At 47.7% G+C, this 24,557-nt stretch carries 23 protein-coding genes; 10 read left to right on the top strand and 13 right to left on the bottom strand.

The window, feature by feature from the left end; all coding sequences use genetic code 11:
* The first annotated feature begins 57 nt into the window (after nucleotides 1–57).
* The 5 genes from BFC18_RS14465 to BFC18_RS14445 all read left to right on the top strand — a co-directional run bounded on the left by BFC18_RS14465 (nucleotide 58) and on the right by BFC18_RS14445 (nucleotide 2,738).
* Nucleotides 58–597 carry a hydrolase gene (locus BFC18_RS14465; protein ID WP_070126275.1) on the top strand — a complete coding sequence of 180 codons (540 nt, stop codon included), beginning with the start codon at nucleotides 58–60 and terminating at the stop codon, nucleotides 595–597.
* Between the two features lie 12 nt (nucleotides 598–609).
* A complete protein-coding gene (locus tag BFC18_RS14460; RefSeq protein ID WP_070126274.1) occupies nucleotides 610–951 on the top strand; it encodes a VOC family protein in 342 nt (113 codons plus the stop codon).
* Nucleotides 952–1,021: 70 nt separating this feature from the next.
* On the top strand, nucleotides 1,022–1,486 hold the full coding sequence (locus BFC18_RS14455) for a hypothetical protein (protein WP_070126273.1): 465 nt from the start codon (nucleotides 1,022–1,024) through the stop codon (nucleotides 1,484–1,486).
* A 55-nt stretch (nucleotides 1,487–1,541) separates the two neighbouring features.
* Entirely contained in the window at nucleotides 1,542–2,036 is a 495-nt protein-coding gene (locus BFC18_RS14450) for an arsinothricin resistance N-acetyltransferase ArsN1 family B (protein ID WP_070126295.1), read from the top strand.
* A gap of 87 nt (nucleotides 2,037–2,123) precedes the next feature.
* A complete protein-coding gene (locus BFC18_RS14445; RefSeq protein WP_070126272.1) occupies nucleotides 2,124–2,738 on the top strand; it encodes a helix-turn-helix transcriptional regulator in 615 nt (204 codons plus the stop codon).
* A gap of 426 nt (nucleotides 2,739–3,164) precedes the next feature.
* On the opposite strand, the gene BFC18_RS14440 is transcribed toward BFC18_RS14445, so the two are convergent.
* From BFC18_RS14440 to BFC18_RS14405, 8 genes are all read right to left on the bottom strand, one after another.
* Nucleotides 3,165–3,842 (bottom strand): hypothetical protein, encoded by a 678-nt coding sequence (locus tag BFC18_RS14440; RefSeq protein ID WP_070126271.1) that lies wholly within the window; start codon nucleotides 3,840–3,842, stop codon nucleotides 3,165–3,167.
* A 257-nt stretch (nucleotides 3,843–4,099) separates the two neighbouring features.
* Entirely contained in the window at nucleotides 4,100–4,309 is a 210-nt protein-coding gene (cspE, locus tag BFC18_RS14435; RefSeq protein ID WP_070126270.1) for a transcription antiterminator/RNA stability regulator CspE, read from the bottom strand.
* A gap of 289 nt (nucleotides 4,310–4,598) precedes the next feature.
* A complete protein-coding gene (gene ubiB / locus BFC18_RS14430) occupies nucleotides 4,599–6,239 on the bottom strand; it encodes a ubiquinone biosynthesis regulatory protein kinase UbiB (protein WP_070126269.1) in 1,641 nt (546 codons plus the stop codon).
* A gap of 12 nt (nucleotides 6,240–6,251) precedes the next feature.
* Nucleotides 6,252–6,902, bottom strand: a complete 651-nt coding sequence (locus tag BFC18_RS14425; protein WP_070126268.1) for a ubiquinone biosynthesis accessory factor UbiJ — start codon at nucleotides 6,900–6,902, stop codon at nucleotides 6,252–6,254.
* Nucleotides 6,902–7,684 (bottom strand): bifunctional demethylmenaquinone methyltransferase/2-methoxy-6-polyprenyl-1,4-benzoquinol methylase UbiE, encoded by a 783-nt coding sequence (gene ubiE / locus BFC18_RS14420; RefSeq protein WP_070126267.1) that lies wholly within the window; start codon nucleotides 7,682–7,684, stop codon nucleotides 6,902–6,904. Before ubiE ends, BFC18_RS14425 begins: the two co-directional genes overlap by 1 nt.
* A gap of 144 nt (nucleotides 7,685–7,828) precedes the next feature.
* Entirely contained in the window at nucleotides 7,829–8,515 is a 687-nt protein-coding gene (locus tag BFC18_RS14415) for a DNA-3-methyladenine glycosylase I (RefSeq protein WP_070126266.1), read from the bottom strand.
* Nucleotides 8,515–10,551 (bottom strand): oligopeptidase A, encoded by a 2,037-nt coding sequence (gene prlC, locus BFC18_RS14410; protein WP_070126265.1) that lies wholly within the window; start codon nucleotides 10,549–10,551, stop codon nucleotides 8,515–8,517. The genes BFC18_RS14415 and prlC overlap by 1 nt, the downstream gene beginning before the upstream one ends.
* Nucleotides 10,552–10,690: 139 nt before the next feature.
* On the bottom strand, nucleotides 10,691–12,394 hold the full coding sequence (locus BFC18_RS14405; protein ID WP_070126264.1) for an EAL domain-containing response regulator: 1,704 nt from the start codon (nucleotides 12,392–12,394) through the stop codon (nucleotides 10,691–10,693).
* Nucleotides 12,395–12,754: 360 nt separating this feature from the next.
* Here BFC18_RS14405 and BFC18_RS14400 point away from each other — a divergent pair, with 360 nt between their 5' ends.
* The 4 genes from BFC18_RS14400 to nosR are packed head-to-tail and all read left to right on the top strand — an operon-like array spanning nucleotide 12,755 to nucleotide 16,040.
* Nucleotides 12,755–13,315, top strand: a complete 561-nt coding sequence (locus tag BFC18_RS14400) for a response regulator (RefSeq protein WP_070126263.1) — start codon at nucleotides 12,755–12,757, stop codon at nucleotides 13,313–13,315.
* Between the two features lie 27 nt (nucleotides 13,316–13,342).
* Nucleotides 13,343–13,687, top strand: coding sequence for a hypothetical protein (locus BFC18_RS14395; protein WP_070126262.1), 345 nt, complete (start codon nucleotides 13,343–13,345; stop codon nucleotides 13,685–13,687).
* Between the two features lies 1 nt (nucleotide 13,688).
* Nucleotides 13,689–14,639, top strand: coding sequence for a sensor histidine kinase (locus BFC18_RS14390; RefSeq protein ID WP_070126261.1), 951 nt, complete (start codon nucleotides 13,689–13,691; stop codon nucleotides 14,637–14,639).
* A gap of 57 nt (nucleotides 14,640–14,696) precedes the next feature.
* Nucleotides 14,697–16,040 (top strand): response regulator c-di-GMP phosphodiesterase, NosR family, encoded by a 1,344-nt coding sequence (nosR, locus tag BFC18_RS14385; protein WP_070126260.1) that lies wholly within the window; start codon nucleotides 14,697–14,699, stop codon nucleotides 16,038–16,040.
* Between the two features lie 18 nt (nucleotides 16,041–16,058).
* On the opposite strand, the gene BFC18_RS14380 is transcribed toward nosR, so the two are convergent.
* Nucleotides 16,059–17,360 (bottom strand): sensor histidine kinase, encoded by a 1,302-nt coding sequence (locus tag BFC18_RS14380; protein WP_070126259.1) that lies wholly within the window; start codon nucleotides 17,358–17,360, stop codon nucleotides 16,059–16,061.
* Nucleotides 17,361–17,498: 138 nt separating this feature from the next.
* On the opposite strand from BFC18_RS14380, the gene gorA reads away from it, so the two are divergent.
* Nucleotides 17,499–18,845: a glutathione-disulfide reductase gene (gene gorA / locus BFC18_RS14375; RefSeq protein WP_070126258.1), complete on the top strand. Its 1,347-nt coding sequence runs from the start codon at nucleotides 17,499–17,501 to the stop codon at nucleotides 18,843–18,845.
* 63 nt (nucleotides 18,846–18,908) lie between these two features.
* On the opposite strand, the gene BFC18_RS14370 is transcribed toward gorA, so the two are convergent.
* The 4 genes from BFC18_RS14370 to BFC18_RS14355 all read right to left on the bottom strand — a co-directional run bounded on the left by BFC18_RS14370 (nucleotide 18,909) and on the right by BFC18_RS14355 (nucleotide 24,440).
* Nucleotides 18,909–19,733, bottom strand: coding sequence for a LytR/AlgR family response regulator transcription factor (locus BFC18_RS14370; protein WP_070126257.1), 825 nt, complete (start codon nucleotides 19,731–19,733; stop codon nucleotides 18,909–18,911).
* Complete coding sequence (locus BFC18_RS14365; protein ID WP_245680394.1) at nucleotides 19,720–20,841, bottom strand: sensor histidine kinase; 1,122 nt, start codon at nucleotides 20,839–20,841, stop codon at nucleotides 19,720–19,722. Before BFC18_RS14365 ends, BFC18_RS14370 begins: the two co-directional genes overlap by 14 nt.
* Nucleotides 20,842–20,879: 38 nt before the next feature.
* A complete protein-coding gene (locus BFC18_RS14360; RefSeq protein WP_070126256.1) occupies nucleotides 20,880–21,668 on the bottom strand; it encodes a family 16 glycosylhydrolase in 789 nt (262 codons plus the stop codon).
* A gap of 78 nt (nucleotides 21,669–21,746) precedes the next feature.
* The gene (locus BFC18_RS14355) at nucleotides 21,747–24,440 is read right to left on the bottom strand and encodes a TonB-dependent receptor (protein ID WP_070126255.1); all 2,694 of its coding nucleotides are present in this window, start codon (nucleotides 24,438–24,440) and stop codon (nucleotides 21,747–21,749) included.
* Nucleotides 24,441–24,557 lie beyond the last annotated feature (117 nt).

The following is a 24,557-nucleotide window of genomic DNA, read 5'->3' as shown; positions in this document are numbered from 1 at the left end:
ACCGTTGAAACCTAACGACGATTAAAACTGCGATCATAACTAAAGTGAGTAACTTCTATGCTGAATAAAAATAACACTGGCTTGGTGGTTGTTGATATACAAGGCAAACTCGCGCAAATAGTGGCAAACAGTGATGCATTTCTTTCGAACTGCGCAAAGCTGGTCGAAGGCGCCCAAGCTTTGGGCTTACCCATTGTCTGGTTAGAACAAAACCCCGATAAATTGGGCAGAACATCAGAGCAGATAGCATCTCAGCTTACGGCCTTTAAACCTATTACCAAATTCACGTTTAATGGCTGTGAAGAGCTGCGTTTTATTAAAGAAATCGAAGATTCAGAAAGAACCTCTTGGCTTATTTGCGGCATTGAAGCACATATTTGTGTGTATCAAACGGCTATGGGCCTCAAAGCGTTAGACTACGACATTCATCTGGTTAGCGATTGTGTGTCCTCCCGGGAAGATGCCAACAAGCAGTTAGCGATGAATAAGCTTAGCGCCGCCGGGGTTGAAATTACTGGCTTAGAAATGTGTCTTTATGAGTTGGTTAAGGATTGCCGGGCACCCGCGTTTAAACACATTCTGAACTTAATTAAATAACGAAGGGCATTAATGAAAGTCACAGATATTAAGCCATTTTTGCCAGCTAGGGATTACGCTGTATCACAGGCATTTTACACCGAAATTGGTTTTCATTCGGAATACGTCAGTGATGACCTCACTTTGTTTGAAAACGGTGACTGTCTCTTTTTCCTGCAACGTTTCTTCGAGCCAGCATTGGCCGAAAATTTCATGCTACAGATCTGTGTAACCAACATTGAAGACGCCTTTACAGTATGTTCAGCATCACAGCACAAGCAAAGAATTTCACCGATATCTGAAGAGCCCTGGGGAAAGGTATTTTACTTATGGGGCCCATCAGGTGAGCTACTCCATATAACAGAATTAAAATAATGCATTCGAAATTCCCCTCAAACTTTCTCAAATATACAGAACAAAAACGAATACAAAGATAAGAGATCTCATGGAACCAGATTACGCAAGCTATTCAACAACAGACCTGGAAGATGCGCTCAGAAAAATCGATCAGGCCACTTACCCTGAAAGGACAAAGCACATACAAGAGGAATTAAAAATCCGCGCCCAAACTGTGCCCACGGGCGAGAAAAAAGCGGAAGATTTCGATACGAACGAACAATTTTATAAATGCCCACACTGCGAAAAGAAAATTGGCTTTTTCTCCAGAACAAACAACAGCTTTGGACGAATAAAGCATTGCCCTCACTGCCAACAACCGTTCGAAAGTAAAATAAGTGCGAAAGCGGCGACAGCAATTTTGATTCCTTTGGTCTTAATGAATTTGCTGGTTTTCAGACCTGTACTTGAGTCACTGGCGTTTTCAAAATTCATTGGAACTGCTTTTGTCATTGCGGTGGTTATCTCAGCCTCGTTCCGCTTTAGGAAACTTCCGCCACAAACTGTTAATTAGCAATAATCATGAATCTCAGAGTTACATTATCATCAGCAGAACAGTGGGGGAAATCATGAATAGAAATGCACTCACCAGCGATGCCGAGGCGATTGCGACTATCTATAATCACTATGTTAGCAATACGGTTATTACTTTTGAGGAAACGCCGGTAACAACCTCGGAAATAGCCAGCCGGATTGAGGCCGTTCAGGCATCAAATTTACCCTGGCTTGTGCTAACAGAAAGCGATGAAATTATTGGCTACGCATACGCCACGCCATTTAAAGCACGCAGTGCTTACCGCTTTTCAGTCGAATCTACTGTTTATCTTTCCCCTGAGCATCACGGTAACGGCTATGGCACGAAGCTGTACGAAACGCTGATAGATGAGCTACAGGCACTGGGCATAATCAATGTTATTGGTTGTATTACCCTTCCTAATCCCGGCAGCGTAGCACTCCATGAAAAAATGCAGATGAAAAAGGTCGGACACTTTCCGAGCATCGGCTACAAATTTGACCAATGGCTGGATGTAGGCTTCTGGCAGCGCAGTTTGGCGTGCAACTGACGCCATAGTGTCGTAAGGTTGTCGTATAAGAAATGGACAGTTTTGACTAGGCTCAGTCTCCTTAACAAACCTTATGGAGCCTGAATTATGGATATGAAAATAAACTCTGATTTAATCATTCAGTTACGCAAACAACGCGCGTGGAGTCAGCAGCATTTGTCTGACATTTGCGGACTCAGTCTGCGCACCATTCAACGGGTAGAGAATAACGGCACAGGTTCATTTGAGACCCTGAAATCTCTCGCCGCCACTTTTGAAATGAGTGCGAATTCGTTGGTTGTTGCTGAAGAATCGGAATCAGCAGTCCAAAGCCATGCGTTGTTGCTACCAAGTACCAAGCGCTTTAATTTAAAGAAAGCGCTAACAACCTCAGCAATCTTACTAAGTCTTTTAGGCAGTTTTGTTCTGACATCCGCAACCACGGCAGCCTCAGATGTGAAAATTGAGGCAATGTCTATGACAATGTCTGAAGATCGCACTACAGATACTTTTGTGGGCAATGTTCAAATATTTATTCCCCGACATGTAGCCTTCACTATCTTATCGGGGAATGAACAAGCACCTTCAGTCAGTGAATCACATGTAACGATAAAAACAGAAATCGGGTCGATTGTTATCGCCAATGCGGAAATTTTAGTGCAAACAGAGGGGCTGAGGATATCGGCTGACAAAGCGGTTTTGCAAAATTCATCCAAAAGCTAACAAGCCGTATTGCCAAAGCCATAGATGCGTGAAGAAGCAGGTTAAGTTGCCATTCTTACTTAGAATACTCAACTAAACTAAAGAATGTTCAGGTAGAGCCAGTTACCGGCATATTAAGCAAAAGCCTTAATCTGCAGCGGCGCAGGCCATGAATTAACTCGTTACATTTCCATGTTTGTATTTGTGTCGTGCCGCCTGTTTAATCTTCATTCACAAGATTTTTTGCGAGCGTTTTCATGAAAACCTTTTTGCGTTACCTACTGCTAGCCTGCATACTGTTTTTGGCTATTCACCTCTACTCACTAGGTATTTCTACCGGTACCTTTGCTCTGGTTGTATTAGCCTTGGCTGTTGAGAGCATTTTTTGGATGGGTCTGTTTAAAAAGAACAAAAAGAAGCCTCTAAACCCGTAGGCATTATCGAGACTCAGTACCACCAAGGCTTGCTGAAATCGACATTCTGAGGCTCAATTTCTGCGTTATAAGGTGGCTCAAAACCGCGCCAGAATATACCTGCAAAGGCGGGAGCACGAATGATGAGTTTCTCTTGTTTTGCATATTGCGTTAAGAGCTTCTGATAAGCGCCAACGGGATATTGCGGTGCGGTTGAGCGGAATACCACTGGACCGCCAAATTCTTCGTACATGGCTTTCTCAATTAGCCAGTGTTTAACCTGCTCTTCAGCCACTTCCTTTGGTGCTCGCTTTTTCTCGGCAAAGGCTTTCGCTAGCTCTTCATCTTCCCCCACTTCCTTTGGTACATCATCTTGGGCTGCTAAACTTTCGCCGAAAACCTCGAGGAAGCGCTTCACCATAGCAGGATCTGCTTCGATGCCCTTCTGCAATGCATAGTCATCCAAAACAGCCTTGATGATCAGCTCGGTGAGTTGGGCATGCTGAAATTGAGACATTGCCAGGTCCCGAGAAACACCGGTCGCTTTGGCAACCGCATTCAACTCTTCCCCCGTTGGCGACACTTCACCGATTGTTATTGAATCACCTAACACCACTGCCACAATTTCATCTGCCGACCGAGCAAACGCATTGGACGAGCTAAAAATACAACACAGAAAGACCAGGAAAAATTGGCGAGAAACTAGCGACATGAAAGCTCCTTTAAGATGTCTGTACGCGCACTATATTTAGCGTATACGCATGAGTATATGGAACAAGAGCAAATTGCAGTGAAATAAACCGTTACATAATGTAACTGACACAAAACGTTGTGCCAAGAATGCGCAGTTTTAAGTAAATAGTGTAAAGAAATAGAAATCAACAGCAATAAGACACGATGACCATCGTTGCTGTTAAAAGGGGGGAGAAATAAAAAAACGGTGACAGATGTCACCGTTTTTTTTGGAAATCAGATAGCGCTTACGTTAGCAGCCTGCAGACCTTTTTGACCTTGCTCGACTTCGAACTCAACTCGCTGACCTTCATTCAGGGTTTTGTACCCTTCAGAAACGATAGCACGGAAATGTACGAATACATCTTTGTCGCCGCTATCCTGAGTCAGGAATCCATAACCTTTATCTGCGTTAAACCATTTAACGGTGCCTGTAACTTTAGACATGTAGACCTCAAAACTTTCAATAAAACTGCGCCGAAGCGCTTAACTCTCGGCCTCTTTGAACGAAATATTTGGGTCTTACATTGGATGGAAAAACAACTTACTACAATTACAGGTGTAACCAGAGCGTTCAAAACATCATGGTAGAAACAAAAATAATCTCGTCTTAAAAAGACCTAAGGCAATTAAGCCAGAAACCACTATAACAGTTGGTTAGAAAAATGATACAAAAATTCACCGGTATCAGAAAATTATAATAATTTCGTAACGGGAATGTCAGAAAAAATGCCGTTTACGAAGACGCAGGATGGCTATGTCGCCAGCCCTGAATCCAACAGCCCACACCCACAGCACCGCTAATAACTGGTACCCACCATTGAGGAACGTAAATAGGCAGAATTGCCGCAACAACAATAAATGTCGCCCCAGCAATAACCCAGTGATTGGCTTTAGCCGCTTCCAACTGAAGCCTTGTGAGTTCCTGATGATTGCGCGATATTTGCAGCGGCATAGCTTTGACTTGCTTTAAGCTGTCGTACAGCAAATCGGGCATTTCTGGCAGCTTTTCCGACCAGAACGGCAAGTTATCTTTCACCTTCGAGAACATGGCCTTCACGCCAATCTGTTGCTTCATCCAGTTCTCTAAAAATGGCTTAGCGGTTTGCCACAAATCCAATTGCGGATACAACTGACGCCCTAACCCTTCAACATACAATAAGGTTTTCTGTAACAGCACGAGTTGCGGCTGCACAACCATGTTAAAACGGCGCGCGGTGTTAAACAGTTGCAGCAGTACATTGCCGAAGGAAATCTCTGCCAGCGGTTTCTGGAAGATAGGCTCGCACACCGTACGGATAGCCATTTCGAATTCATCAATATTGGTGTCAGCTGGCACCCAGCCAGAATCGGCGTGCAGCTGAGCGACTTTACGATAATCCCGATTGAAAAACGCAATGAAGTTTTCTGCCAGATAGCGCTTATCTTCACGGTTCAGCGTACCCACAATGCCAAAGTCGATGGCGATGTATTGCGGGTTATCAGGATGTTCTCGTGATACGAAGATATTACCAGGGTGCATATCGGCATGGAAAAAGCTGTCACGGAAAACCTGAGTAAAAAAGACCTCTACGCCCCGCTCTGCCAGCTTTTTCATATTGGTATTTTGTTCAAGCAGCGTGTTGATGTTAGAGATTGGAATGCCGTAAATACGTTCCATCACCAGTACATCGTGGCGACAGTAATCGCTGAAAATTTCCGGCACATACAGACTCTCAGAGCCTTCAAAATTACGACGCAATTGAATACCGTTGGCCGACTCACGCATGAGATCGAGTTCGTCCACCAAGGTTTTCTGATATTCAGTTACTACCTCAACTGGGCGCAAACGCTTACCGTCAGGCAGCCATTTTTGCAGCACACCGGCCAGGGTAAACATGAGTTCCATATCGGCGTCGATGGTTTTACGAATGCCAGGACGCAGCACTTTTACCACCACGTCCTTACCGTTTTCTTTCAACACCGCAGCATGCACCTGCGCGATGGATGCCGACGCCAAGGGTTGTTCATCAAAGGAGCTAAAAATCAGATCCAGCTTGGGAATGTTTAGACTACTCAGCACCCGGGCGGTTGCCTCTTCTGATGGGAAGGGCGCAACTTTGTCTTGCAAGCGAGCCAATTCGTTGGCGATAGCCGGAGGCAGCAAATCGCGTCGGGTCGACATCATCTGGCCAAATTTGATGAATACTGGCCCAAGCTCCTGCAACGCCAAGGTAATACGTTCGCCGGGCGTTTTGTCTTTGTGCTCGTTGGGGATCCAGAATATCAGTTTGCGAGCGAGGCGCACGTACCAGGGCTGCCAGCGTGATGGAATAAGCTCATCGAGCCCGTGCTGCAGGAAGATTTTATTGATGAAATATAAACGACCAATACGCATGAAAAATCCGAATCAGAGATTGTCCGCAGACGTTGTTTTTTGTTCCAATTGGGCAAGTCGGGCTTCGAAACGTTCTACGTCGTCTCGTAAGTCAGTTACCTGATCGGCGAAATGCGCTACGGCGATACTTGGCACTGCCACATCTTTTTCTTCAGTAAGTGCATTGCCCAAACCGGCTTTTGCATTACCGAAAAACCGCTCTGCTCGCAGTTTCACGTTTTGGATCGAGGAAAATAGCGTATGCGCTGCCACGTCGCCAATATATGCCGACGCGTGCTCTTCCCAGTCGATATGCAAGTTCTGGAACAGGCTACTCACCTGCTGCGCAATGCTTAACTCGCCTTCAACCGATAAACGGTTTTGCTGGATAAGACTGGTGATTTTACTGCTCTGACGCAGCTCGGGCAGCACCTCGGGACGGGTTTTAATACAGCACGTGGCACCGTCGAGTTCGGCAACCACGTCTTCAAAGCTTTGGTTCTCTGCCAGCACGTCGACTTTGTCTGAAAATACCAATGTGAGCGCAATTGGCGTACCAGCGAGAAATACGGTGAGCCGCTTACCATTGAGAGGCTTGAGGCGGGCTGCACTGCCACTATCCAGTGACAATGCTTTATTTATCGCTGTCTCAATGGATGCGGTGAACAGTGCAACAGCAGGCATTAAAATTTATATCCCCGGTGCAAGGCTACAATACCACCGGTGAGGTTTTGATAATCACACTGCTCAAAACCAGCCTGTTCAAACATGCCTTTCAGTGTTTCCTGATCAGGGTGCATACGAATACTCTCAGCCAGGTACTGATAGCTTTCTGCATCGTTAGCCACAATCTGGCCCATCTTCGGCAGAATGTGGAACGAGTAGACGTCGTACAGTTTGCAGAGCTGCTCCGTGGTGGGTTTGGAGAATTCCAGAACCAACAGACGACCGCCAGGCTTAAGCACGCGGAAAATAGAATTCAGTGCGTTTTGTTTTTCGGTGACGTTACGTAAGCCGAATGCCATGGTAACCACATCAAAGGTGTTGTCCGGGAACGGCAGTGCTTCGGCATCGGCCTGCACGTAATCGATATTGTTTACCAGACCACGATCGCGCAGCTTATCGCGGCCCACTTTCAACATAGAAAGGTTAATGTCTGCCAGTGTGACAGAACCGGTAGGCCCTACCAAACGAGAGAACTTGGCAGTTAAATCGCCGGTACCACCGGCAATATCCAGCACTTTGTGTCCCGCACGAACGCCAGAGCAGTCGATGGCATGGCGCTTCCATAAACGATGAATACCCAGCGACATCAGGTCGTTCATGACATCGTATTTCGCTGCTACAGAATCAAACACACTGGCGACCATTGATGCCTTCTGCGACTTATCAACCTGCTTGTAGCCGAAGTGCGTCGTAGTGGGTTCGGAGGTAGGTGTATTTGTGCTTGCCGTATTATCGCTCATGGCAGTCCTGTCATTAAAATTAAGTGATGAGAAGTGTACCCAAAACCGATGACAATCTACAGCGCTTTGCCATCGGGTTTAGGATTTAAATCAATAATATTGTCCGGCCAGACGACGAGTATCAATATGCCGGGACACGATACTTCAGCGGTTATTGGTACCCCAGCTTAATGACACTATCTGGCTGATTTCCTGCAACGATAACCCGCTCTCTTGCTGCCACTGCACAAAACAAGCATTTGCGGCTTTCAGGGTTTTCTGACTGGTAAGTGTACCATCAATGATTTCGTGTTTACGCAGGTAATCTTCTACGTCGCGGGAGAACAAAAACGTGTCCACACCCAGCGCCCGCAACATATAAGGCCCGGTATTGCCGCCCAGACGCGCACCATGTTTTTTCAGATACAGCCAAAGTTCGGTAATGCGCTCGGGCTCAAAGCTGGCAACGAATTCACCGAAACTTCCATGATGATGTCGGATATCCTGAATCATCAGGGCGTTATCCCGTACCGTCATTACTTTTTTAAAGTTTCGTACAATGCGTTTATCGGTGGCTTTTTGCTCGAACATTTCGTCTGGCATCAGCAGGATTTTTTCAATATCGAAACCAAAAAACACGGTTTCGAAATCTGGCCATTTGGCTTCAATCACCCGCCAGACAAAACCCGACTGAAACACTTTCTTGGTCATTTCGGCCAGAAAGCGATCATCGGGAATGGCAGCAATTTGCTTTCGCGATAAAGGCTGAGACACATAATAAGAAAGGGCGGCAGCGCCACCCTTTCGTTGTTCAGCCCGTTTGAGAATATCTGCAAACGGTTCGATGTTCATTAGGTGCGGATCCCCGAGTGACGCAGCAGCGCATCCACTTTCGGTTCGCGGCCCCGGAACGCGACAAACAGTTCCATCGGTTCACGGCTACCGCCCATTTCCAGAATATTTTCCAGGAACGACTTACCAGTATCCCGATTGAAAATGCCGTCTTCCTCAAACTTACTGAACGCATCGGCAGACAGCACTTCAGCCCATTTATAGCTGTAGTAACCGGCCGCGTAGCCACCAGCAAAGATATGACCAAAGCTGTGCTGGAAGCGGTTAAACTCTGGCGGGATAACTACCGCAACCTGCTCACGCACGCCATTTAATACGGCCTGCACATCAACAGTGGCACCGTCTTGTTGGTGCATTTGGAAATCGAACAAACTAAATTCCAGCTGACGCACCATCTGCATAGCAGAATGGTAGTCTCGGGCAGCCAGCATTTTATCCAGCAGATCGTTAGGTAGCGGTTCTCCGGTTTCGTAGTGTCCAGAGATAAAATTCAGCGCTTCTTCTTCCCAACACCAGTTTTCCAGGAACTGACTGGGCAGCTCAACCGCGTCCCAGGGTACGCCGTTGATACCAGATACACCAGCCACCGACATTTTTGTCAGCATGTGGTGAATACCGTGACCAAACTCATGGAACATGGTTACCACTTCGTCGTGGGTAAACAACGCAGGTTTGTCACCTACCGGCCCATTGAAGTTACAGGTCAGGTACGCCACCGGTAATTGGAGTTCGCCATCTTCTTTGATGCGGCGTACTCGACATTCATCCATCCAGGCACCGCCACGCTTTTTCGAACGGGCGTACAGGTCGAGATAGAAGCTTCCACGCAAGGTATCGGCATCATCGGTAATGGTGAAGTAACGGACATCGTCATGCCATACGTCCACGCCAGGCTGCTCGACAATTTTCAAGCCGTACAGCTGGTGCACAACGCGGAACAGACCATGCAGTACTTTGTCTTCTGGGAAATAAGGACGCAGCATTTCATCTGAAATGGTGTACTTTTCCTGCTTCAGCTTTTCGCTGTAGTAAGGTAAATCCCAGGCGTTCAGCTCGGTTACGTTAAAACGCGCTTCGGCAAACGCTTTAACCTCTTCCAATTCTTGCTGGGCCTGCGGACGGGATTTAGCCGCGAGATCTTCTAAGAAGCCCACAACCTGATCCGTTGACTGCGCCATTTTAGTGGCAATAGAGCGTTCTGCGTAGTTAGAGAAGTCCAGCATTTTGGCAATCTCGGTGCGCAGTGCCAGGGTTTCCTGAATGATACCCGTGTTGTCCCACTTTCCAGCATTTGGCCCCTGCTCAGAGGCACGCGTGGTGTAAGCGCGATACATTTCCTCACGCAACGCCGCGTTGTCGGCATACATCATCACCGGCAGATAAGAAGGAATATCTAAGGTAAATAGCCAGCCCTGTAAATCTTTTTGATGGGCAGCCTGCGCCGCTGCTGCCAATGCGGATTCTGGTAAGCCTGACAGTTCACCTTCGTCAGTAACATGCTTGCTCCATCCCATGGTGGCGTCCATCACGTTGTTACTGAAAGTTGAAGACAGCTCGCTTAGACGAGCCTGAATTTCAGCAAAACGTTTTTTCTGATCGGTAGGGAGTGCTACACCAGACAAAGTGAAATCGCGGATGGTATTGGTAATGAGTTTCTGACGCTGCTCGTCGAGTTCGGCAAACTCTTCGCTGTCTTTCAGCGCAATGTAAGCATTATACAAACCTTCGTGTTGGCCAACCCAGGTGCCGTATTCAGACAACAGCGGCAGGCAACCGTCGTGGGCGTCGCGCAGTTCATCACTGCTTACCACGGAATTCATGTGGGATACCGGCGACCACATTTTGCCTAAACGGTCGTCGGCTTCTTCAATTTTTGCGACTACATTGGCGTAGCTGTAGTCTTGGCTCGCCACCACCTCATCAATGGTGGTTTTACAGTGGGCAATCGCCTTTTCAATAGCAGGTTTAATTTCTTCAGGTTTGATGCCGGAGAACAGTGGCAATCCGTCGACTTGCTCGATAGCAGGGGTAGTCATAATGATCTCGCTCGTAATTTGATGTCATGTGACTTGATTATTGTAGCTAAGTGTCACTGCGGGCCGTTGTCACACAGCCCGCATCACTTAATAACATTAACTCAGATGTTGGGATCACAGAACACAAAAACAAGCGTTTTTATATCATTGAGGTAAATGGTTGCTTGATGACAATCTTTTCCAGTTCAATGCGCGGTACCGCTTTGCTGAAATAGAACCCCTGCACCTGTTCGCAACCGATGTGCTGGAGCACCCGTAACACTTCTTCGGTTTCCACGCCTTCAGCGATGGTTTCAATGTTCAGGCGTTTACAGGCATCAATCAGACTTTTCACCAATTCACGCTTATTCACTTCGTAGTCGATATTGTCTACCAGCGATTTATCCAGCTTTAATACATCTACGGGCAGCTTGGCCAAATACGACATTGAAGTAAACCCTGCACCAAAATCATCAATGGCGATTTTGACTCCCAGCAATTTCAGTTGCCACAATAGCCCGTGCACATACTCGCTATTGGTGGCGATGGCCGTTTCTGTAATTTCAAGTTCCAGGCTGGCAGGATCGAGTGCGTACAGCTCAATCTCATCTTTTAGAATTTGCACAATGCGGTGATTCTGCAATTGCTTTGCAGACACATTCATCGAGATCCGCTTAATGTCTGGATTTAAACGGATAAGTTCAGAAGCGTTGCGCACGCCCTGACGTAACACCCACTCGCCAATCGCTTCAATCTGACCATCGAGTTCAGCTAAACGCACAAATTCTGCAGGCGGCACCCAACCTAACTGATGATGCTGCCAGCGAAGCAATACTTCAGCCCCTTCTACCATGCCGGTTTTTAAGGTCACTTTCGGCTGAAATGCCAGCTTAAACTGGTTGTCATCCAACGCTCTTTGCACGTCGGCACGGATATGTTGCTGTCGTTGATAGCGCTCAATGGCATCATCATCGAGGTTAGACACGTTGCTGGAATGCATTTCCCGCAAAATCGTTAATTCCAGGTTTTTCACTAATGTATTGAAGTCGACGGGCGACTTACCAAGCACGCGGAAGCCAACACCCACCTGACAATAGACTGCCCGTTTGTTGATGGAATACGTGCGCTGTAATTTGCGGCGTAACATGGCACACCAACTTTGCAGTTCGGCTTCGTCGGTTTGACGCAACTGAAAAGTAAACAAACCAAACTCATCACTTTTCATATTGAACGCGTTTTCTGCAGTCTCAAAGATGATCTTATCAACCTCTTCGATAAGCGCGGCCATGGTGGACTCCCCATGGCTATACGAAACATCGTCCATATTCACGAGTTTCACCGCGACAACCGCAGCACTGGCATCGATATTCACCACGTTGGAAGCGTCAGGTAACGCGCTTTGTTCTTCAACCTGGCTCGACAACTCTTCTATCCGGCGCTGCCAACCTAGCTCACGTCGACCTTTATAAAATGCAAAAGCCTGGTCGATTTCATTCACAAGCTGACCCGTGTTCCACGGTTTGGTGAAATACTTATTCGCCAGGCCATTATTCAACAAGCCCACCGCCATATTAAAATCGCTCTCACCACTAAGCATGAGCGTAATGGTTTGTGGATAAAACTGATTGATGTATTTCAGCAGTTCGGCACCGGACATGCCCGGCATTCTATGATCGGTTAGCACCACCGCCACATTATTATTGGCCAGTACTTTCATGGCTTCCTGGCCGCTCCCAGCGGTATGAATCACGTAACCTGAGGGCCTGATAGCCCGCTTCAATGATCTGACGACCGACGGTTCATCATCTACAATAAGAAGCTCAAGTTTGTGTAATTGCGTTACTGCCGTATTTGTTGCTGACATGATTTTCCTCACAGCCCGGAGCCAGAATGTTAGACACTGATAAAACTAAGTGCGCAATGCAGGCAATATTGTTGGTTTTTTCAACATAATTGACCCTTTGTCTGATTATAGTTTCCGATGAAGTTTTGGCTGAATGGGGATTAGTACTCAGTTATAAATTGATATAATTTTCCCTACTCATGTCTTGAAGCTTATGTTTTAAAAATAAAAAATTTATAAATATTAGTAACTTAAAAATATTCGCGCAAATCAAAATGTCGCATTTGTCACATCATATACTTTAGTCTTTATTGTCACCCTGTATTTTCAGTGCTATAACTCAGTCGTACATTTTATAAGCACCGCTATGGAGCACCAAACATGAAAACGCTCACGTCTGGGGAGATCGCATCCTACTGCGACGTTAACCTCCGAACTGTCATCAGATGGATCGAGAGTGGAAAATTAAAAGGCTTCAAACTGCCAGGTAGAGGCAACAACCGGGTGCTGATAGACGATTTCATTGAATTTCTCGAACAGCACAACATGCCTATTCCCGCGCAGCTTCAAGGCGAAGCGACCCCGGGCATTTTGATTGTGGACGATGAGTTGCCGGTAGCAAAATCCATTCAACGGGTAGCCAGACGCGCCGGATACGACACCATGATAGCAACGGGCGGTTTCCAGGCCGGTGTTATGCTTAGTCAGCACAACCCTCGCCTAATGACACTGGATCTGAGTATGCCCGGCATGGACGGTTACAGTGTTATTCAGTTCACCCGCGAACAAGCACGATACAAGCGTATGAAGATTGTCGTTATTTCAGCGCTTGATGACACCAGCCTTGAACGCGCATTGGATCTCGGTGCAGATGCGGTTTTATCAAAACCATTTTCAAACCATGATCTTACCGAATTGTTTGATAAATTTATGACGCCCTGAGTAGCACCTACCAGCAGGAGACAGAAAATGGTTAAACGCATTTTTTTCTGGCATTCACCGGTGGTCGGTGCCGTCGTTTTTGTGTTGATGACGTGCGCCGTTCTGGCCGATGAACCTCTTGCTGAGAATAATTTAACGACGGTTTGCCTTCCAAAACTACATAAATTAGGGAATAGCGTCTATTTTTATGATTGTTGGCGGAATTCCGGGAACGGTATGGCTGTAGTTAGCAATTTCAATAATGACTCAATGCTGGCCTTTGGGCAGCTAGCAGCCTTCTTTTCATCCAATATTCCGGTACATCGGGAGCGACAGCCAGACGCCAAAAGTCTGCATGCTATGTATCTGAACAATTTGTGTAGTACGGGCTAACATGACTGAACGAGATGTAAACCATAACATTGACGCGTTGCAGCTTGAGCTTGAAAAGAAGAACAGGCTTGTCGACAGCCTGAAGAAAGATCTTCAAGACACCCAGCGCCAGCTTCTGCAAGCTGAGAAAATGGCTTCAGTGGGTCAACTTGCTGCTGGTGTTGCGCATGAAATTAATAATCCGGTTGGATTTGTTTCCAGCAACATGGCAACACTCGCCGACTACATCAGCACCTATCAAATGGTTATGGGCCAAATGCTGGAGTGCACCCAGTGCGATGACAAATCAGATTTGGAAGCAAAAAAAGTAAAACTCAAAGCCGCCATTGAAGAACACGATATAGAATTTATTAATGAAGACATTTTATCGCTGGTGGAAGAGTCGGCAGAGGGATTGATTCGGGTTAGTGAAATTGTGAAAGGTCTGCGGCTTTTCTCCCGCATTGATTCTGATGACAGACAGTGGTTTGACATTAACCAATGCATGCAAACCACCTTGAGTATGGTGAACAATAAGCTGAAATATATTTGTCAGCAAGAAACGCGTTTCGGCGAGGTGCCGCGGGTTTATATCAATGTTGGAAAAATCACGCAGATTTTTACCAACCTACTGATTAACGCGGGCCAGGCCATCGAAGCAACAGGAAAACAAGGCCAGATAATTGTTAAATCCTGGCTGGAAGACGAATTCGTGCACATCAGTGTAACGGACTCAGGTTGTGGCATTAAACAGGAACACCTGGACAAACTGTTCCACCCGTTTTTTACGACCAAGCCAGAGGGCCAGGGTACGGGTTTAGGGCTTTCAATTTCGTTCGGTATTGCGGAAGAACACGGCGGAAGCCTTAAGGTGATCAGTAAAGAAGGCGTAGGGAGTACCTTTACGCTGGTGCTGCCAACCACCGGCCCTGAGGACGACGGTGATGAAACCAGTGCGTCAGATCAGGGATAACCTACTTCGTTGCGAAGGCGAACGCCAACGAATCGGAACGAGGTATCAGGAGAATTTATGAGCGAGCCAGCACCTAAGCAGGAAGAAAAGAAATATACGATATTGTTCGTCGATGATGAGCCGAATATTCTTCGTGCGCTGAAGCGTGCTCTGTTCAAAATGAATATTAATATGCTGCTGGCAGACAGCGGCAAGAAAGCCCTCGAACTGCTAGAAAGCAATACGGTGCATGTTGTGGTTTCTGACATGAAGATGCCTCACATGTCTGGCGCTGAACTGCTTGAACAAGTCGCCAAGCTCTACCCCGAGACATTCCGTGTCGTGTTAACGGGTTTCGCTGATATCGATTCAACCATAAAAGCGGTGAACCAGGGCAAGATCCATCGTTATCTGCAAAAACCCTGGGATAACCAGGAGCTCATGAACACCCTCGAGGAAGGTCTCGAGCGGGTTAAGTTGAAAGACGAAAATGCCCGTTTGCAAAAATTAACGCGCCTACAAAACAAGAAACTGAAAGACATTAATAGTCATCTTGAGCAAACGGTGGTTAAACGTACCAAGCAAATAAAGCTGGCTTTACAGCGCATCGAGAAACACAACCTGGCAATTGAACAGGTGCTGTTTAACGTTATCAGTATTAACCCGGATATCGACGGTAAGTTTGCCATTGAGGTTAGTGAATTGGCCACGCTTCTGGCCAAGCGTTCAGGGTTACCGCCAGAAGAAATCAAACTTGTGCGCTATGCGTGCCTGATAGGCGAACTGGGTTGCCTGGGGCTAAAACCTGCCGATTATGCCACGCCGTTCAGTAAAATGAATTATGAGCAGCAGAAGAACTTTCTCACGCAAACCCGGCAGGCAGCAACCATACTCGCCCCGGCTCAGCACATGCAGCCAATTTCGGACATTCTTGAGTTCCAGTTTGAGCATTACAACGGCTCAGGCCTTTATAACAAAGTGGCGAAGGAAATTCCCGTGGGCGCGCGTATTTTGGCGATTAGTCGTGACTATTGGCGTTGTGTTACCGGCAGACTCACTGAAAAGCACATGACGCCAAACGAAGCGAAACAGGAACTGAAGAAGCATCGCAATACCCGCTATGATGCGACGTTTCTGGATGTGCTGCTGGAATCGCCGGAAATTGGTATGCCGAAGCATATCGACAACATGCTAAGTGCTAACGATCTTGAACCCGGCATGGTACTGGCGGCAAACCTGTATAACGATAGCCATATTTTAATACTGCCAGAAGGCCACGTATTTACCGATTCAACCATCGCCAAAATGCGTTCGTATGAAGAAGATCATGGCAAGCACTTTGAAATCACCGTGAAGCCTCAACAACCAGAGTCTCTTCCTGAAGAAACCGAGTCGTCGGAAGCGGAAGAAGAAACGTTGTAGTTTTAGCGTGCTGACAACTTATTCCACGTAAAGCGGGAAACTAATAACAAACTCGGTGCCTTGATTGATTTCGCTTTCCACGGTAACCGTTGCATTATGGGTTTGCAAAATGCCCGCAGAAATCGATAAGCCCAGTCCGGTGCCTTCACCGGTTGGCTTAGTGGTAAAAAACGGCAAAAAGATTTTCTGCTGCGTTACCTTATCCATTCCCAACCCAGTGTCTTTAAATTTCAGTAACAGCCGGTTTGCAGTACTACTAATATCAATGGTGAGCGTACCGCCGGTGGGCATCGCATGAGCAGCATTGATCATCATGTTCATCACCACCTGCTCAAGCTGAGAAGCATCCCCCACGCAAAAGGGTCTGTCGGTTCGGCAATTCACCACCACCTGGTGATTGTTGTCAAAGCGAGTTTTAGTGAGTTTTACACAACGCTCCACCACGTCGGTAAGAGTTATCGGCAGCAGCGTACCGTTACCTTTGCGCGAGAATGCATATAAATCGGAAACGATATCGCGAATACGGTCGATGCCCGTTACATTGCTGTTCACAATCTCATGAGCATCTTCGATGAGAAAATCGAGGTCGAATTTTTCCACGATCTCCGTTATCAGATTACCCCATTCTTCGTTAGTTTTCGCAGAGGATTTCAGTTCCTTGAACAAGCTGTCAAAGGTATCGACGTAATCTACCAGGGTTTCAAGATTCGAACGGATAAAACCGATAGGATTATTCACTTCATGGGCAATACCAGCCGTAAGTTTACCTAATTCAGACATCTTCTCAGCCTGAACGAGCTGCGACATGGTTTCTGCCATACCGCGGGTCATTTCTTCAATGCGGGTTTGCGCGCTATTTAGCAACACGCCCTGCCGACATTGGGTTACTCCATTTTGCAACCAAGGCACAATGCTACTGACATCTTTAAGTGTGGTTTCATCAAGTGGCGCATCCAATCCAAAAATCAGCCAGGTTTCAGGGTGCCCCTGATCCTGCAAACGAATACAAACAAACGGCTCTTCATTGCTGGAATACAGAAAATAACGGGAAGGATCGGCTTCGTATGCCTGATTAGCCTGCACGCATAATTTGTCTACCCGCTCTTCACTGGCTTGCCAGTTATCATCACGATAAACACGGAGCGATGACACCAGAGACAACTCTTCATACCAGAATGGCGTGTAAAAGCCGCAACCGGCCTGAAAATAATTTAGCAGATGTTCTACGTAGCTATCGAGTAACTTATGGAGCGAGGGCGCTGCGCAGATTGTGTCTCCTATCTGCTGTCTGAGTAGATGGATCTGCAAATTATCGTTCATATGCTGTCCTGGGCGTTACGGCTAAAATCCAACTAGGCTTTATTTGTTGTTACTTCGTAGTGTAGACAGTCGCCGCGTTTTGAGCGAAGAAAAGTTTCATGCAAGAATAACCATAAACCCAAATCAGGCAAAATAATTATGGAAACCTTTGATTATATCTGTATCGGTGGCGGTAGCGGCGGAATCGCATCGGCCAACCGGGCAGCCAAACACGGCAAGAAAGTCGCACTTATAGAAGGGGCTGACATTGGCGGTACCTGCGTGAACGTAGGCTGCGTTCCGAAAAAAGCCATGTGGTTCGGTGCGAATGTGGCGGAAGCCATTCACAAGTACGGCCCTGACTATGGCTTTGATGTCACCGTTAATAACTACAGTTGGGAAGTGATGGTGGCAAACCGTCAGGCGTACATTGAGCGCATCCATGCTTCCTACGATCGCGTGCTTGGCGCCAACGACATTACCGTTATCAAAGGCTTTGCCCGCTTTGTTGATAACAAAACCGTTGAAGTAGACGGCAAACAGTACACAGCAGAACATATCACCATTGCAGTTGGTGGTCGTCCTCGCTTCCCGGACATTCCCGGGGCAGAACTAGGTATCGACTCCGACGGCTTCTTTGCTTTGCAAACACAGCCCAAACGGGCGGTGGTCGTAGGTGCTGGCTACATCGGCGTGGAACTGGCGGGCGTACTGCATTCACTGGGCACAAAAACCGATTTGGTGATCCGTCACGGTCAACCGCTTCGTCATTTCGACCCCATGATTGCTGAAACGCTAACAGAAATTATCGACAGCGAAGGCCCTGCCCTGCACAAATTTTCAGAAATTGAAAAGGTGGAAAAACAGGATGACGACTCGCTTAAAGTGACCCTTTCTACCGGTGAAGTCATCGAAACCGATGTGCTTATTTGGGCCATCGGCCGAGTACCTTCCAGCGACAAGCTGGCGTTGGAAAACACCGGCATCGACACCGACGAAAAAGGCTTTATCAAAGTAGATAAATTCCAGAACACTACCGTAGATGGTGTTTACTGTGTGGGCGACGTTACCGGCCATGCAGAGCTGACCCCTGTTGCCATCAAGGCCGGGCGTTTGCTGAGTGAACGGCTGTTCAATGGTCAGAGCGACGCGCACCTGGATTACAATCTTATTCCCACCGTGGTATTCAGTCACCCTCCTATCGGTACCGTGGGCATGACAGAACCGGAAGCAGAAGAAGCCTACGGTAAAGAAAACCTGAAGGTATACACCTCATCGTTTGCCGCCATGTATACGGCTGTGACCAAGCACCGTCAGGCCACCAAGATGAAGCTGATTTGTGCCGGTGACGATGAGCGTGTTGTTGGCCTGCATGGTATTGGAATGGGTATGGATGAAATTCTGCAGGGCTTTGCCGTGGCGATGAAGATGGGTGCAACCAAGGCGGACTTCGACAGCTGTATTGCCATTCACCCCACCAGCGCGGAAGAGTTTGTTACGATGTAACTATTATAATTAGTTTATGAACTAATTAATGAGACTCACTGATATGGTTATGCTGTTTCGGTTTTAAATACGTTTTTTATTCAGTATTGCAGCCTTTAGTTCTTTACTGTACGTGCGGCTGGCTTTGAGCATTTTGCCGTTTGCCAGCTGCACGTTAAATTCAGAGTTACGCAAAGCTTCCAGTTGCTGAATGTGTCGCAGATTTACAATGGTGGACTTGTGAATTTGTACGAACTCATCGGGCAGTGTGTCGTGCAATAAATTCTTCAGCCGTGCCCGCATCACGTAAGTGTCACTGCAGGTATGTACACACATGTAATCACCGGCTGCATCCACCCAGAACACATCAGTAAACGGAACCAACGCAGTCGGCGAACGGCCATCCTGAATCACCAGCTTTTCCTTGTCGACGTAATACCCTTCGGTTGGCACAGCACAACTATCATTCATCACCTTGTGAGCCAGTGTTGGCGAGTTCATTGACTCGCGGGTTGCCAGCATAGTGGCCTTTGACGATTTCAGTGCGATGTTCTCTTCTACCCGGGCGACAGATTCCTGCAATCGCGCCATTTTTATAGGCTTTAGCAAGTAATCCACAGCCCTCACTTCAAACGCACGAATTGCATGTTGATGATAGGCGGTAACGAAGATAATCGCGGGATAGGTTTCCGGCTGTAATGCTTTTACCAATTCAAAGCCCGATTGGCCGGGCATCTCAATGTCCAGGAAAATAAGGTCTGGCATACACTTATTGATAAACGCCAGAGCTTCATTCACACTGGTGGCTTCACCAATAATCTCAATGGCCGGGAATTGTGCAAGCCGTATGCGCAGGCCTTCTATGGCACTAAATTCATCATCCACCAGCAGAGTTTTAATGGGCTGCATCGCGGGCTCCTTCTTTCACCGGTAGCCAGATTTTTACCCACGCCCCACCCCCGGCGTTATTGCCGGTATCCAGTGTCGCATCACCATGATAGATAAGCTTCAAACGCTGGCGACAATTACTCAGACCAATACCCGATTCACTGTCTGTAGTCATCATTGGAGTATTTTCCGTAAAGCCTTTGCCGTTGTCTTTTACAGTAACTAATAACCCCTGATTTTGGCTTTCAAAATTCACCTTAATTACGATAGTCTGATTCGGGATCATGCCGTGTTTAAGCACATTTTCCACCAGCGGCTGTACGATAAGAGAGGGGATAAGAATATCCTGACAACCATTATCAGCCTGAATATTTACCTGTAAGCGCGACTGAAAACGGCCTTTTTCGATATCCAGATAATTATTCAGAATGTCGATTTCCTCAGCCACCGGAATGGTCGACAGGGGGTCGGTATACAAACTGTAGCGCAGAAAATCGCACAGCTGCTCCAGCATCGATACCGCGTGGGTGTTTTCATTTTTCAGTATCAGCGTGCAGATTGCATTGATGCTGTTAAACATAAAATGCGGGTTAAGCTGATAGCGCAGCATTTTTAATTGTGCCTCGTTGGCCAGATGCAGCGCTTTGTCGGCACGTTCCCGCTCTTCCACACTGGTGAGGTAATTTTTGATGCCGTAGTAGCCCGCTGTCCAGGTTGCCAGCATAGTGAGTGACGCCGACGTCCAGGTACCAAAATCGAACCAAGTCATAGACACCCACCACGAGCCAAACAGCGCCTGCAAGGTATACCACTTGAACTGCGTCCAAAGCAGCGCAGCTAGCAGAAGTAACACCACGTGCTTTGCTACCACATAATGCTGGGAAACAGATGACTGCCGGTACAGCCAACGCAACGCCAGTGTAATGGCGATACCGCATAGCGTATCCATCACCAGATGGGGTAAATGAATGCGCCAGGGTTCGTCGCCGGAGAGCTTTATCATGATTTCGGTTAGCAGGGCGTAAACAGCCCAGCCGCTCAACTGGCAGAACCAAAAGAGTTTTATTCGGGAAGGTAATTTCTGCACAAATACATCAATGTTGTTGTCGTTATTTTCGCTTGCCAACACAGCGGGCCCTCGGTCAGACCCGCCTGTCGAAGCAGTGTTTAATGGGGTATGTATTCAAGAAAATCGTAATACGCCCATGCGGTCTGATGGTAGTACTGGCCGGGGAAATAAAACGCTTCCGCGCTGTTGTCACCGTGCCAGTGATTAATCATGATTTTGGTATTATCCACCGGCCAGGCATAGGCGGGGATTTCATCGCTGGCAATATAGCCATCGCCATTGTCTTTATACACCACGCGTACGGTTTGTTCATTGCCTGATGAATCATACACGTACCAGCGGATCTGCGTTTCAGACCAGTCGAAGCCTATGGTCAGTAAATCGTTCTGGATATTCAGGCCGTACTGGCCCAGAGGTACATCCTGCTCCCAACTCTGGTACTGTCCACCCTGTGGCTGATAAATCACGTTGGTATGCACAACATTGCCAAGGCTGGGCAAAAATTCAATATCAATTTCCTGCCATGCCCGGCCCGGTGAATCCCACCATGAGGTATAAGTGAAAATGGATGAAACCGTGCCTGCGGTGTTACCGGTTTTCAGCGAGCCTTGCACTTTGCCGTATCCGTAAAACGCTTTCGACTGCAATTCTGAACAGGTGCCATCGGATACCGACAATGTAATGCCATGAGAACTGGGCGAAATAGCACCTTCGTTGAAGGTACAGCCAAACGGTGTGCCATTGCTGCCATTGCGAGGCTGCCAAATTGTGCTGTTAAAGCCCCAGCTAAAATCATCTTTAAAATAGCCTGCAGCAGTTGCCTCAATGCTAACACCTGCCGTGGTAGCGAGGGTAGCGGCCATACATAATCCAGTCAGTGTTTTCATAAAACCTCCGGTATGAGTGGGTGCAGACTGCCGCTGGAAACCAGTGCAGCAGTCTACGAGGGAATGAAACGGTTCAGGTTAGAACGAGAAGCCAGCACGCACGCCGTAATAACGCGGCATACCGAAGCTGCCCTTACCGATGCCCTTACTGGTATTGTTCCAGTACTGCACCAGCTCGTCGCTGGCGTTATTGACGAATACTTCGGCGTACCAACCCTGACTTAATGGCTCATATTTCACCGACGCATTCACCATGGCGAAACTGTCGCGGGTATCGTTCATGTAGGTAGTGGCTTCATCCGGTACCACGAAATCCATATCATCAAGGTGTTTGTCGAGGTTCCAGATGGTGGTGTATGACTTGTCTTTCCAGTTTACGTTGAACCAGCCATGCAGATAGCCATAGTTGCCCAGGTTCACTGTGTGGGTATAGCTGACATTGGCGGTGAATCGTGGCGTCATCGCCATGTTGTTACCGTTTAAGTTTGTGGTCAGCACATCGTTGGTGGGGTCGATAGACTCTTCATACGACATGTTAAACAGGTATTCCGGGTCGTAATCCCACTTGGTGATCCAGTCTTCTGTGACCTTGGCATCCGTCCAGGTGGCATAACCGGTGATACGGCCACCCGCATACGGTTTCCAGTCAAATTCCAGTTCAATACCCTTGATAGTAGAACCCGGTACGTTCTGGGTGTAGTAAGCAATAACCGGCTGGTTCTGGAAGTCCAGCACTGGCTGACCGTTTTCATCCAGGATCGGACGCCCTTCCTCATCTTCCACCGACGACAAACGCTCAACGTTGCCGATGGAACCCACCGAGGCATACTGCATATCGGTGTAGTCGGTATAGAAAAATACCGCCTGCAAGTTCAGCGAGTTGTTCAACAAGCTGGATTTCGCGCCAATTTCCCAGGTAAGCACTTCTTCCGGATCAAACTGGGTTTCAAAGCGTGTGGTATCGCCGGTACGGTCGTTCACCACTTCATACACATCACCAATGCCGCCCGCTTTAAAGCCCGATGCGATATAGCTGTACACCATGGTGTTGGCAGAAATGTCGTAATCCAGTCCCACGCGAAAATCATGATGAGTCCAGCTGCCTTTGTTGTCGTTGGCAAAGTAACTCGGATAGATAGACGGGTCTTCAAAGGCATCTGTTGGCAGGTCGTTCAGAATAGTGCGGCCGAACCAGCCCGGCGCACATCCATCGGCATTGGAGCAACGGTATGTACGGCCGCCTACGTCCTCTTTCGTTTCGTCGCTGTAGCGATAGCCTAAGGTAAGGTGTAAATCCTTGCTCAGGTTATAGGTTGCCTGGCCGAATACCGCCAGCGCATCCGTGGAACGATCCGGCTGATCCCAGAACGCTTTATCATCCATGGCGTTGTCGTAGTAACCCAGGGTAGTGGTTTTCTCGTGGAAATAGTTCACCCCGGCAATCCAGATTAAATCGCCGTATTCGTCAGACTGCAATTGTAATTCGGTGGAGTACGAGGTCGCGCCGGTACCGTCGAGAAAGTAAATGGCACCATCCCATGGATCCAGACCAATTTCCGAATCCTGTTGTGATGAACGCTCCATGTCTTCATAACCAAGCAACCACACCACGCTCAACTCGTCATTCAGGTTGTAGTTTAAGGTGTTGCGCAGATAAGTGATGTCCAGATTCAGCTCTCCAGGTACATTCACCACGGCTTGATAGGTATTGTCGCTGGGCAGCAAGTTATTGCAGTCACCGCCGTATTCCGCCGGGCGACCACGTAACTTGTCACAGTTCACCAGGTCGATATTGCCACCGCTGCGATTCACATACTGCTGGAACACCGTGTGGTTAGAAAAATTGCCGTCCAGTGGTGCCCACAGGGTGCTAATGCGGAATGAATATTCATCGGCATTGTTGTAGAAGTTATCTTTGCTGGCAGGGGTAAGTGCGCGTACTTTCTGCGCTTCCGGATCGGTGCCCGCAGCGTCAATCCACCAGTTCTCTCGCTGGGTAACCGTGCTGCCAATATCCTGATAGGAATCTTCAGAAATCACCGGTGCTGAGAGCACCTCATCGCTTAACCACCGAGTGTCATATTGGTTGGGGTCGTAATAGCCTTCCAGGTATGAATCGCGCTGCAGGCCTTTGGCCGCGACACGAATTGCAAAGTCGTCGCTCAGGGGTACGTTGACAAACCCGTCGATAACCCGGCTTTTGTACTTGCCCGCTTCAACATTAACACCACCATAAGTGGCTTCGAATTTCGGCTTCGCCGAAATCACATTGATGCTCCCTACCGTGGAGTTACGGCCAAACAGCGTACCTTGTGGTCCGCGAAGCGCCTCAACCCGGTCGACATCGTACATCAGGGCCAGCGCACCCTGCATACGTGGCGAATACACGCCATCGAGGTGCACACCTACCGCCGGGTCGCCCAACTCAGTGATGTTGGTAGAGCGAACACCACGCATGGAAATCACCGGCGCAGACTGATCGGTAGCCGTAGAAATATCCAGGCCAGGCACCAGATTGGCAATGTCTTTTACATTATTCACACCATTCTGTTTTAATTGCGCCTCACTGAGTGCCGAGATTGCCACTGGCGTTTCCATAAGTTTGGTTTTACGCTTGGTGGCAGTAACCGAAATAACCTCAAGGCCAAGCTCGTCTTCGGTCGCTTCGGTTTGAGCTGATGTGTCTGCTTGTTCGGTAGTGGCTTCCTGCCCGTGAGCAGAAAAAGCCAGGCCAAAAACCATGGCCAGGGTGATTTTGTTGATGTTATGCATGTGTGGTGTCCCGACTTCCTGTGGCTGTTAATGCAAAGCGCTGAAATCACGCTTTTTACTATTTGTTAACAATCTACATACAAATCAGGGCAACTCGAATTGCTTTTCGCCAACCCG

Origin of the sequence: Alteromonas confluentis, assembly GCF_001757105.1 — a bacterium.
In the GTDB taxonomy this organism is placed as follows: Bacteria; Pseudomonadota; Gammaproteobacteria; order Enterobacterales; family Alteromonadaceae; genus Alteromonas; species Alteromonas confluentis.
Note: the sequence above shows the minus strand (reverse complement) of the source record. Positions and strands in the feature narration are given on the sequence as shown.